The sequence below is a fragment of the Acinetobacter schindleri CIP 107287 genome, assembly GCF_000368625.1.
Lineage (GTDB): Bacteria > Pseudomonadota > Gammaproteobacteria > Pseudomonadales > Moraxellaceae > Acinetobacter > Acinetobacter schindleri.
The window spans coordinates 64,605-76,276 of the sequence record NZ_KB849575.1 but is presented as its reverse complement, the minus strand read 5'-3'; the positions used below and the strand labels follow the sequence as shown (position 1 = coordinate 76,276).

Below are 11,672 nucleotides of genomic sequence, written 5' to 3'. Positions count from 1 at the left end.
GACGTGGTCGCAGCCGTGATGACGATGATGATGACGATCGTGGTCGCTCAGGTGGTCGTGGACGCAGTCGCAGCCGTGATGACGACGATGATGATCGCGGTCATTCTGGCGGTCGAGGCCGTGGTCGCAGCCGTGATGACGATGATGATGACGATCGCGGTCGTTCGGGAGGTCGAGGCGGAAGAAATACCCCGCCACGCGATGACCGAGGTCGTTTCACTTCCAGGTAAGTTATTTAGGAGCAACCGGAAAGATATAGATGAAAGGTTTATATTTTTCTAAAAAACATTTTGAATTTCTTATAAATTTAAAGCGAGCAGATTAGTCTGCTCGCTTTTTTATATGATTTATTTACATGCTATTTTATTGAATACGCTCTGGCGGATTTTCTATCCATCGGGAACTCGATGCCGATTGCATTAAAGCTTTCGCTGCTTTTGCGACAAACATCGAAACCTCGTCATCTACTTCCTCATTGTCGCTATAAAGCGGGAAAGTACCAGGCTGGTTTTGAATCACAATGTCATCAATAATCCAGCCACGATATGCATTATAGTACTGATCGACAGTATCGAATTTAAACCGGATTTTAACATTGGATTGCCCCGCATATTCATCTAAAGAAATAGCTTCTTGCTGGGCAAATTGAGGTGCAAGGTTAAAGCCAAAGTTTGAGAATGGAATTGACCAGCGGTTATAATCTGTTTGCGGATCAGACAGCGGATTTAATCGCGCCAGTTTTTTAAATTCCCCTCCATTGACTGAAACTTCCACATCCATGGCATCATACCCTCTGCTACTTGGATTTACTGATTCAATTTCCCACCAGGTTTTAAAACTTAAGCTGATTGGTTTTTGTGTAGTGCTCAGGTCAATTACTGGTGAAGTCAGTGTTCCATAATACGCCTGTGCTGACGTTCCACCATTCAGTCTTGTTTCTACTGGCTGCCCTTCCTCGGTTAAAAGACTGGCTTCTTTATTTAAGAAACTACCTGCAACACCATTGCCATACCAATATGCATAATTGCCTTGAGCAGGATCTGGCAGTTTGCCATTACTGCTATCATCTGGTGCCAAGGTCACTAAACGATTCATATCTTTATTAATAATCTTGTGATTTTTTTGCAGTAAAGACCATTTTGTTTCTTCAACTGTAGAGGCATTTTCCCATTCATCTCGGGTAGCAGAGTCTTCTTCAAAAGTTTCCTGCCAAATACTGGTCGTAGCTTCAGTATTTTGTATCAAGGTAAATTGACTACCCCCTGAAATAGAGGACGTCACTGCAACCTGCTTTGTTAGACTTATATACCCGGGTGCGCTGATCATAAGCGTTGCATTTTTTAAGGTATCGCCAAGCTCATCAGATACATTAAAAGCTAGACTGAAATATCCTTTCGCATCAGTTAATGCTGTAACGAATGCGCCATTGGTAGCGGCACCACCTGATAATGAAACCTGTGCATTTGCCAAAGGCTGACCTTGCGCCAAAACTTGCCCTGATAGTGTCCCAATAATTGCTTCATTTACCGGATGAATCGTTTCACATTCAGCATTATTACAAGTCAAAGGCACATTGATCGACAATTCCTTATTGGTATTTGTCGGATGAATAATGAATGGCACGATTGCAGTTTCAGAATGCTTTCTGACCAAAATATAGTAAATACCTGGTGCTAAATGAACTGAACCAGAAACACCCAAATGGTCTGTTGTATATTCTCGTGCCGAGGAAAAATCATTAATCATCGGAAGACGGTCATACTGGACAAAGAGACTGTGATCAACCGTATTATTATCAGAAATACTGGTGACGTTATTACTCCATTGTGCAGCTGATAAAATTCGAATGTCAGCATCTGCAAGCGCCAGATGACTTGCATCGGTAATGATTAATCGTTCTACTCCATTTGCTGGCGTGACGGTTTCTTCCGGGGTCGTTTGAGATGGTGGTGTAGAGCTACCAGAACTGCCTGAATCTGAACCACAGCCAGTCATTATCATTCCCGTAGAGGCAAGCAGCATTGTTGCTATAATATTGAGTTTCATGAGTAAAATCCTTATTAAAATAATAAATTAATTCTTATAATTCGCCTTTTAATAGGTATTTATTTTTATTATTAAGAAGCCTAAAAAATATATAACAAATCCATAGAAAATAAAAATATAAATTATTTCAAACCCAATTATTCAAAAAGTATTTATTAATATAAAATTCTATTTTTTTTGATTCAATCAATCCCTCAATTAAATTATCTTTTAATACTTATTTTTTATGAAAATAATTCTAATTATTTACTACATTTATTCTTAATAAAAACTTTATAACCTTGTTTTAAATAGAATATAGACAAATCAATTTATTCCAATTTCAATTAATCAAGCAAATATAAATCACATTATTATTTTCTACTAAAGCATGAAAAAAGGCACATAAAAATGGGCTCTAATGAACCCATTTTTAAAAGGATAAAAAATTTAAGTTTTCTTGGCTTGTAATATTTTGAAAAAAATAAATAATATTACAATCCACACTGGCAGCATCAGCACTGACAACATGAAACCTTGATCCCACATGATATAGAGCACTGTCAGCATAAAGACTAAAACCAGATAGTTACTCAGGGGTGAAAACAATGCAGGGAATTTAGTTTGTACAGTTTGGAGGCGAATGGCTTGCTTAAATTTAAGATGAATCAGTGTAATCATGATCCAGTTCAGTACTGCTGCTGCCACCACAATGTAAATTAGATAGCTTAGTGCTTTTTCAGGTACAAAATAGTTTAATAAAACACAGCCAAAAATCAGTAATGCTGAGAATAGCACCGCTGGCACTGGAATTCCTCGTGCATTCACCTTCTTAAAGGCTTTTGGAGCATTACCCTGCTCTGCCAGACCTAATAGCATTCTGCTATTGGCATACATCCCGCTATTACACACCGATAGCGAGGCTGTCAAAATAATAAAATTTAATAAGTGGGCGGCCCAATCAATACCCATCAGATTAAAAATCATCACAAACGGGCTATGCTCTAAATCACCTAAATTCAGCTGATTCCACGGCACAAGTGATAATAGAATTGCAAGTGAACAGATATAAAATAGAAATACACGAATTACAGTTTGATTTACAGCTTTTGGAATATTCTGATCCGGATTTTCAGTTTCCGCAGCAGCCATACTGATCAGCTCAATCCCACCAAATGCAAACATCATAAAGGCCAGCATATAAAACAGTCCTTCAAAGCCATTCGGGAAGAAACCGCCATGTGCCCATAAGTTCGTTATTGAAGCAGTAGAATCAACATCAGCAGTGACCAGCAAATAAATCCCAAATAAAATCATCGCGACAATCGCAAGGACTTTTATCATTGATAACCAGAATTCAGATTCGCCATAAATCTTTACATTGGTCAAATTCATGCCAGTGACCAGAATAAAGAAAAATAAAACCGAAACCCATGCCGGAATTTCTGGCCACCAGTAATTGATATATTTACCAACTGCAGTCAGCTCAGTCATCGCTACCAGAATATACAGAATCCAGTAATTCCAGCCTGTTAAAAATCCTGGAAACTTCCCCCAATATTTAAAGGCGAAATAGCTAAATGAACCGGTTACAGGTTCATGTACAATCATTTCACCGAGTTGGCGCATAATCAGGAAAGCAATCAAACCGCCAATCAGATAACCCAAAATAATGGATGGACCAGCAGACTGAATAATATGAGCTGAGCCTAGAAATAGACCGGTACCAATCGCACCGCCCATGGCAATCAGCTGGATATGACGATTCTTCAAACGGCGTTGAAGCTGCGGTGTTTCACTCTCCAAAACATATTCCCATGATGAATAAAAAATGGGATTGTATCGAGTCTATTGCCAATCAGCTAACTCATAAATTTAAGTGATTACTTCTTAAACTTTTATTTTTTATTTAAGAAGGTTTCTTTCATTAAATTTTTACGTGCTCGAATATCGATCTCCTATTCCTCACCAATTCAGTTATCCATTTAAGTTGCTTTTATCGCGCTATTTTTATAGTAAAACGTACCACAGTATTCTTTAGTGAATAAAAAAGCGAATAGAGAAAATCTATTCGCTTTCGTGATTTCCTTGAACCAGAGTTAGTCCTCAGGATATTCAAAACGGTAACCTACACCATAAACTGCCTGAATCCACTCATGACGGTTACCCGTTTCAGCAGCCTCGGAAATCTTGCGGCGCAGGTTCTTGATATGACTGTCAATCACACGGTCTGCCACATCGAAGCTGTCCGGGTTAATATGATCCAGCAATTGCGCACGTGAATACACCTGACCCACATGTTCCAAAAACAGTTCTAATAAACGGAATTCTGTTGGGGTCAGGTTCAGCGCTTTTTGTTGATACCAGATGCGCTGTTGTGATTTGTCCATACGGAACAAATCATTGCTTTCCGGTTCGGCTTTGCGATCCAGACGGCGTAGAACTGCCTGCACGCGCGCGACCAGTTCCTTCGGACTAAATGGTTTACAGATGTAGTCATCTGCACCCATATTCAGGCCGAGTACACGGTCAATTTCTTCAGTACGTGCCGTCACCATAATAATCGGTAGATCGGATTGCTCACGCACCTTACGGCAGATGGTCAGGCCATCCATACGTGGCACCATCAGGTCCAGAATCATCAGGCTCGGCTTACGTTGAGTGAAACTGTTATAAGCTTCCTGTCCATCATGAAACATGCTGACTTCAAAACCAGCAGCTTCTAGATAGTCTCGCACCAATTGTGCAAGTTCGACTTCGTCTTCAACCAGCATAATGTGTTTCATGAATAAACTTCCTTATGATTTTATTTGTTTAGGAAAAGTCAGCTTGCAACGTAATCCACCGAGTGGCGAATGATCGAAGCTTAAACTTCCACCTAATGCTTGCGTAATTTTACACGATAATGCCAAACCCAGTCCGGTACCACCAGTGGCACGGGTACGCGAGTCATCTACACGATAGAAACGTTCACCTATTCGGGCCAGCTGTTCATCGGTCAGACCAAACGGACTGTCATCGACATATAAGGTCCATTCTTTGTCATTCTGTTCAGTATGAATATGTACCTGTCCACCCGCTTCAGTATAGCGAATACTGTTGCTCAGCAAATTAGCCACGATCTGTTTAAAGCGGTCCAGATCCAGCTCTACATCTGCGCCTTCACCTTCCGCAGTCACAGTTAATTGCGCCTGTTCAAACTTTGGATGGAAGTTCATTAATTCCTGCTGTACCACATCCCATGGATTAATCGTACTGACATACATCTGCAATTGCTGGGCATCAGCCTGTGCCAGGGCTGCCAAATCTAGAGTCAGTTTTTTCAGGCTGGTCACCTGTGCCAGCATCGAAGCAAAATGTTCTGGGGTTGGCTTACGGATTCCATCCTGCATCGCTTCAATCTGTGCCTGCAACACGGCTAGTGGTGTTTTCAGCTCATGCGAGGTATCCGCTACCCATTGGCGACGTGAAGTCTCATGTTGATTGAGAATGACAGCTAATTGATTTAACTCATTGGATAAATCACCCAGCTCATCATTGCGGTTGACTTTAACCTGATGCTGATAATTACCTTTGGTTAACTCACGTGTACCTTGCAACAAGCGTTGAATCGGCTTTTTGAAATAAGTCGCTAACAGGAGTGCAGCGATCAGACTGGTCAGGATACTGAGGCCATATACCAGGAATAGGTAACGTTTCTGATTACTAAAGAAATTGATACTTAATGCATCTTCCTGATCCAGTACCGGTTTTAGCCCCAGATAACCGACAATTTTATCGTCTACCATAATCGGGCGATAAGAAATCTGCTCATCGGAAGGTTCACCCACGACAAAACGTCGTTTGGCATCATAGAGCGATAGACGTGAGCTCAGACCCAAACGGTCAGGCATCTGGATAAACTGTTTTTTACCCGCTTGCGGCTGTGTTGTTAACTGCGAGCCATTTTTACGATCGGTTCTAAACAGGTTCTGATTAGAACTCAGCGGGAACTTTAAACCTTCAAAAGGCTGAAACTGCGAAGGTAAATTTGCTGCCAATACACGCAGTTCTTCCTCATTTACAGTACGTTGTTCAGCATCTGTGCCCATCAGGCTTGGTGCTACATTGGCTAAGGTGTGATCCTGAAAATAACGTTGCTGTAAGGCAATATCATACTGACGACGTAACCACCAGCGTGACAGACGGTCATAATCATCCGGCGCTGCCTCACCTTCGATCTGTAGAATCTGAGCCTGAATTGCATTGCCCCAGTCATTATAAACGCCATAGACTTCGGCCAGGTTTTCAATGACATGATCCAGTTTCTGCATTTCCACATCGGCAACATAGCGAGTGAAATTACGCTGCATGTTGAGATGAAGCACACCGAGACTCACCGTGGTAATCACCAAGGTGGTAAACAGCACTGTTAAAAACAGCCGGAGTGCAATCGGAATGCGGCGAATATTCAAAAGCAGATTCTCAGTTTTTCCTCTAGATTCATTATTGTAGCGAACACAAGCTGAAAAAACTCTTCATTGTTTCTTCATCTTTATTGTTTATTCTTTGCAACATACAGATCAGGCTCGTGGCTTGGAGACAAATACAATGAAAGCAATGACAAAAATCATCGTCCTGGGTGCAAGTGTGTTATCAATGGGGGCATTGACCGCGTGTCAATCGACCAAGCATGCACCAAGTGAAGATCATCCGCAAATGATGAAACATCAACAAGATCATAAAGGTCGTCATCTGACTCCAGAACAGCGCGAACAGTTCAAGCAAATGCGTGCACAACGTGTGCAGCTGCATAAGCAAATGCAACAGGCCTGTGATAACAAAGCTGTTGGCAGTACAGTTCAGGTGAAAGCCGGTGATAAAACTGTAGACGGTATTTGTCAGATCTCTTTCAAAGCAGACCGTAAAGATATGAAAGCTGCGCGTGGCGAGTTCCGTGGTATGAAAGGTGAACATCGCCCAATGCGTGGTGACTTTCGCGGAGCATTAAACCGTGGTGAAGCACTGACTGATGCGCAACGTGCGGAAATGGTAAAACAGTTCGACCAGCGTCTGGCTCAACGTCAGGCACAGCAAAAAGCTGCTGTTCAGGCCTGTCAGGGTAAAAAAGATGGCGCAGCTGTACAGCTCAAAATAGGTGAAAAAACCATTAATGGTCAGTGTCACGTCCGTTTCCAGCCAAATGCTCCAGTTAAAGCACCAGCCGTTAAGACTTCTTAACTGAACGTTTCAAATTTATTGTTAAAAAGGCACTTCCGGGTGTCTTTTTTTATGCGTGTTGATTGTTAGAACTAAGTCTATATAAGTGTGCAGGTTTTTGACCATTCGTGTCAGATATTTTTTTATAAAAACGTTTACACTCAATATACTTAAGATTTCAAGGGTAATTATCTTTGACTTTACAGTCACCAAGAAATAGCCTTGAAATGCTTGTGCCAACAAGGAAGATGTTGCACGATTAGACCATGTCAATACGTGTCAATGAAGGCACGTTTCAATTTAATTCAGGATTATAACGCTGGTATAAACCAGTATTGAGGAAACCGATATGCCACAATACAAAGCGCCACTACGTGATATGCAATTTGTTTTGCATGAATTATTAAATGCTGAAGAACATTATGCAAAACTCCCTGCATTCTCTGGAAACGTAAGCCGTGAGTTAGTTGACCAATATTTAGAAGCTGCTGCAGACTTCTGTGAAAACGAATTATCTCCTTTAAACCAGGTGGGCGACCGCGAAGGCTGTACCTGGAACGATGGTGTAGTCACCACGCCGACCGGCTTTAAAGAAGCGTATCAAAAATATATCGAACTGGGTTTCCCATCGCTTTCTGCTGAAGAGCAATATGGCGGTCAAGGTCTACCTGTTTCTTTAGGAAACGTGATTTCAGAAATGGTAGGTACAGCAAACTGGGCATGGGGCATGTACCCAGGTCTATCTCACGGTGCGGTACGTACCCTTGAGCACCACGGTTCTCAAGAACAAAAAGATACCTATCTGCCAAATCTGGTATCAGGTGTCTGGACCGGAACCATGTGTTTAACCGAATCTCATGCAGGTTCTGACTTAGGTATTATCCGTACTAAAGCTGAACCACAAGCAGACGGTAGCTATGCAATTTCTGGCGAGAAAATCTTTATCTCTGCTGGTGAACATGACATGGCAGAGAATATCGTGCACATCGTATTGGCACGTTTACCAGGCGCACCTAAAGGTACTAAGGGTATTTCTTTATTTATCGTACCAAAGTTCAATGTAAATGCAGATGGCTCTTTAGGGGAGCGTAACGCAGTTCGTTGCGGTTCAATCGAACACAAAATGGGGATTCATGGTAACGCAACTTGTGTGATCAACTTTGATAACGCGAAAGGTTTCTTGATTGGCCCTGAAAACCGTGGTCTAAACTGCATGTTCACGTTCATGAACACTGCGCGTATTGGTACAGCCGTTCAAGGTCTTGCAGCATCTGAAGGTTCTTTCCAAGGTGCATTGGCTTATGCCAAAGACCGTGTGGCAATGCGTTCACTTTCTGGCCCGAAAGCCCCTGAAAAAGAAGCAGATCCAATCATTGTGCATCCTGCGGTACGTAACATGCTGTTGACGCAGAAAGCATTTGCAGAAGGTGGTCGCGCACTAGTGCATCTGTTGAGTCTACACGCAGATATCGTTGAACAAGGTGCAACTGAAGAAGATCGTAAATTCTCTGACAACATCTTGTCTTTATTGACGCCAATTGCCAAAGCCTTCCTGACCGAAACCGGTTCAGAAGCTGCAAAACACGGTGTACAGGTGTTTGGTGGTCACGGCTTTATTTCCGAGCACGGTATGGAGCAAATCGTACGTGATACACGTATTGCTTGCTTATACGAAGGTACTACTGAAATCCAAGCACTTGACTTGTTAGGTCGTAAGGTTCTGGGTACGCAAGGCGCGATGCTGAAAGACTTCACCAAGATCATTCACAAATTCGCAGAAGCCAACAAAGACAACGCAGCAATGCAAGAATTTGTTGAACCGCTTGCAGCGCTGAACAAAGAATGGGGCGATTTGACCATGCAAATTGGTATGCGTGCAATGCAAAACCCTGAAGAAGTCGGTGCTGCGGCAGTTGATTACATGTATTTCTCTGGCTATGTAACGCTTGCTTACCTATGGGCTCGTATGGCACTGGTTGCACAAGAAGCCTTGGCTGCGGGTACTACCGATGTCGACTTCTACAATGCCAAAGTAACCACTGCACGCTTCTACTTCAAGAAGATCCTGCCACGTGTACGCTCGCATGTTGACGTGATTGCGACTGGTGTAGAGCCGTTAATGAGCCTGGATGCGGAACATTTCGCATTCTAAGCTGATGCAATTTTAAATGCAGAAACAAGGAAAAGGACGGTTACTTTTAAAGCGTCCTTTTTCTTTATAAAGCGTTACAGAATTAACCTTTAGTCGTCTAATAATAAGATTTTTAATGCATTAGACTGACTCAAAATCAATCGATTCAAACAAGAAACAGGTGACCCACTATGCCAATTTATAACGCGCCACTTGCCGATATGAAATTCATCCTGAACGATGTATTCAATGCTGAACAATTCTGGCAAGCCAATGAAAATTTAGCCCATTTAGACGCTGCAACAGCAGAAGCAATTCTTGAAGAAATGGCTAAATTTGCGCAGAACGTCACCCTTCCATTGAACCGTACCGGTGATGAAGAAGGCGCGAAATATGAAAATGGCGCTGTGACCACACCTGTAGGCTTTAAAGAAGCATTCAAACAATATGCTGAAGGCGGCTGGATTGGCCTTGGTGCTGATGCTGAATGGGGCGGTCAGGAAATGCCAAAAATGCTGACCGTTCTGTCAGATGAAATGCTTTTCGCTACTAACCCCTCTTTCATGCTGTATCCATTGCTGTCTGTCGGTGCGGGTATGGCATTGAACAGCTATGGTTCTCAAGCGCAAAAAGAAACTTACCTACCAAAAATCTATTCTGGCGAATGGTCAGGTACCATGTGTCTAACCGAACCACATGCGGGTACTGACCTCGGTATCATCAAAACCAAAGCTGAACGCAATGGTGATGGTACTTACAGCATTACCGGTACCAAAATCTTCATTACTGGTGGTGACCACGACCTGGCTGAAAACATTATTCACCTGGTATTGGCAAAAACACCGGATGCGCCTGCGGGCTCTCGCGGTATTTCCCTGTTCATCGTGCCTAAATTCCTTGTGAATGAAGATGGTTCGATGGGCGAACGTAATCCGGTAGGTCCAGGTTCGATTGAACACAAAATGGGGATCAAAGCATCTGCCACTTGTGTCATGAACTTCGACGGTGCCAAAGGTTATCTGGTAGGTAAAGAAAACGAAGGTCTGGCAGCCATGTTCGTAATGATGAACTATGAACGTCTGTCTATGGGTATCCAGGGCCTAGGCGCTTCTGAATTCGCTTACCAAAATGCGGCACAATATGCGACAGATCGTCTGCAAGGCCGTAGTGCTTCTGGCGTTCAGTCTCCAAACAAACCAGCAGACAGCATTCTAGTACATGGCGATGTCCGTCGTATGCTTTTAAATGTGCGTGCAAACAATGAAGCCTCTCGTGCATTCGCTGTGTACGTTGGTCAACAGCTTGACATCACCAAGTTCTCGACTGATGCAGAAGCAATCAAGAAAGCCAATGATCGTGTTGCACTGTTAACACCGATCGCGAAAGCGTATCTGACTGATACAGCCTTCAATGCAACACTTGATGCACAAATGGTCTTCGGTGGTCATGGTTATATTCGTGAATGGGGTATGGAACAGTGTATCCGTGATTTACGTATTTCACAGATTTACGAAGGAACTAACGGTGTTCAATCACAAGACTTGATTGGCCGTAAGACCATTAAATGTAATGGTGAATTTATTGCTGAATACATTCAGGAAATCCGTGATTTTACCAATGCACTGGATGCTGACCTGAACTTCATTAAAGATGCGACCCTTGATGCGGCTGCAGAAGTTGAAGCAGTAACCCAGCATATTATTGAAGCTGCGAAAGAAAATCCAGAATATGCGAATGGTGCAGCAGTAGATTACCTGCATGCAGTAGGCCTGTTGAGCTTCTCTTATATGTTCGCGCGCATTGCCCATGCTGCGAAAGATAAACAAGGTGAGTTCTATCAGAACAAACTGGGTCTTGCTCGTTATTTCGTACAACGCATTCTGCCTGAACTGGCACTGCGTATTACTAAAGTCAAAGCAGGTTCAGAAGCATTAACACAGTTCTCTGAAGAATACTTCACAACTCAGTCTTAAAATATTTAAGCCATAAAAAACGCCTGCAATTGCAGGCGTTTTTTTATTATGCTTTTAAACTTTTTCGATCAGAATCGTATCTGGCTGATTGGCCACCTTAGGATTCAGATGCTTGTTCACAATTCGGATTTCCCCTTCAGACTGCAAAGATTCACACAACTCTAATACTTTCTGCATGTCATCACTTTTAATCCCTGTACCCAGAATTAATTTTTTGCCTGTTTCTAATTGATTAATCTTATTTTGGATTTTTTCTAACATCTTTTTTCTCCCTCATTATTCGATGTATAACTTCTACAATATAGCAATTTGGTATGAAAAAAGTACACTTTTTCATCTTTTTA

9 protein-coding genes are annotated in these 11,672 nt (G+C 42.3%); 4 read left to right on the top strand and 5 right to left on the bottom strand.

Annotated elements, in window-relative coordinates; all coding sequences use genetic code 11:
- The coding region (locus F955_RS03630) for a hypothetical protein (protein ID WP_004891482.1) at positions 1 to 230 on the top strand (230 nt) is incomplete at its 5' end.
- Between the two features lie 133 nt (positions 231 to 363).
- Here F955_RS03630 and F955_RS03625 read toward each other — a convergent pair.
- From F955_RS03625 to baeS, 4 genes are all read right to left on the bottom strand, one after another.
- Positions 364 to 2,046: a carboxypeptidase regulatory-like domain-containing protein gene (locus F955_RS03625; RefSeq protein ID WP_004891481.1), complete on the bottom strand. Its 1,683-nt coding sequence runs from the start codon at positions 2,044 to 2,046 to the stop codon at positions 364 to 366.
- Between the two features lie 429 nt (positions 2,047 to 2,475).
- Positions 2,476 to 3,831, bottom strand: a complete 1,356-nt coding sequence (locus F955_RS03620) for an amino acid permease (protein ID WP_004891479.1) — start codon at positions 3,829 to 3,831, stop codon at positions 2,476 to 2,478.
- 293 nt (positions 3,832 to 4,124) lie between these two features.
- Complete coding sequence (locus tag F955_RS03615; protein WP_004891477.1) at positions 4,125 to 4,811, bottom strand: response regulator; 687 nt, start codon at positions 4,809 to 4,811, stop codon at positions 4,125 to 4,127.
- Between the two features lie 12 nt (positions 4,812 to 4,823).
- Complete coding sequence (gene baeS, locus F955_RS03610) at positions 4,824 to 6,479, bottom strand: sensor histidine kinase efflux regulator BaeS (RefSeq protein ID WP_004891474.1); 1,656 nt, start codon at positions 6,477 to 6,479, stop codon at positions 4,824 to 4,826.
- Between the two features lie 136 nt (positions 6,480 to 6,615).
- On the opposite strand from baeS, the gene F955_RS03605 reads away from it, so the two are divergent.
- The 3 genes from F955_RS03605 to F955_RS03595 all read left to right on the top strand — a co-directional run bounded on the left by F955_RS03605 (position 6,616) and on the right by F955_RS03595 (position 11,328).
- Positions 6,616 to 7,245 carry a hypothetical protein gene (locus F955_RS03605; RefSeq protein ID WP_004891471.1) on the top strand — a complete coding sequence of 210 codons (630 nt, stop codon included), beginning with the start codon at positions 6,616 to 6,618 and terminating at the stop codon, positions 7,243 to 7,245.
- A gap of 328 nt (positions 7,246 to 7,573) precedes the next feature.
- The gene (locus F955_RS03600) at positions 7,574 to 9,376 is read left to right on the top strand and encodes an acyl-CoA dehydrogenase C-terminal domain-containing protein (RefSeq protein ID WP_004891469.1); all 1,803 of its coding nucleotides are present in this window, start codon (positions 7,574 to 7,576) and stop codon (positions 9,374 to 9,376) included.
- Between the two features lie 170 nt (positions 9,377 to 9,546).
- The gene (locus F955_RS03595; protein WP_004891467.1) at positions 9,547 to 11,328 is read left to right on the top strand and encodes an acyl-CoA dehydrogenase C-terminal domain-containing protein; all 1,782 of its coding nucleotides are present in this window, start codon (positions 9,547 to 9,549) and stop codon (positions 11,326 to 11,328) included.
- Positions 11,329 to 11,382: 54 nt separating this feature from the next.
- Here F955_RS03595 and F955_RS03590 read toward each other — a convergent pair whose 3' ends face one another.
- Entirely contained in the window at positions 11,383 to 11,589 is a 207-nt protein-coding gene (locus F955_RS03590) for a hypothetical protein (RefSeq protein WP_004891465.1), read from the bottom strand.
- Positions 11,590 to 11,672 lie beyond the last annotated feature (83 nt).

Coding starts and splice junctions, on each gene's coding strand:
- F955_RS03590 (WP_004891465.1), bottom strand. CDS start 11,589: ATGTTAGAAAAAATCCAAAATAAGATTAATCAATTAGAAACAGGCAAA.
- F955_RS03615 (WP_004891477.1), bottom strand. CDS start 4,811: ATGAAACACATTATGCTGGTTGAAGACGAAGTCGAACTTGCACAATTG.
- F955_RS03625 (WP_004891481.1), bottom strand. CDS start 2,046: ATGAAACTCAATATTATAGCAACAATGCTGCTTGCCTCTACGGGAATG.
- F955_RS03595 (WP_004891467.1), top strand. CDS start 9,547: ATGCCAATTTATAACGCGCCACTTGCCGATATGAAATTCATCCTGAAC.
- F955_RS03600 (WP_004891469.1), top strand. CDS start 7,574: ATGCCACAATACAAAGCGCCACTACGTGATATGCAATTTGTTTTGCAT.
- F955_RS03605 (WP_004891471.1), top strand. CDS start 6,616: ATGAAAGCAATGACAAAAATCATCGTCCTGGGTGCAAGTGTGTTATCA.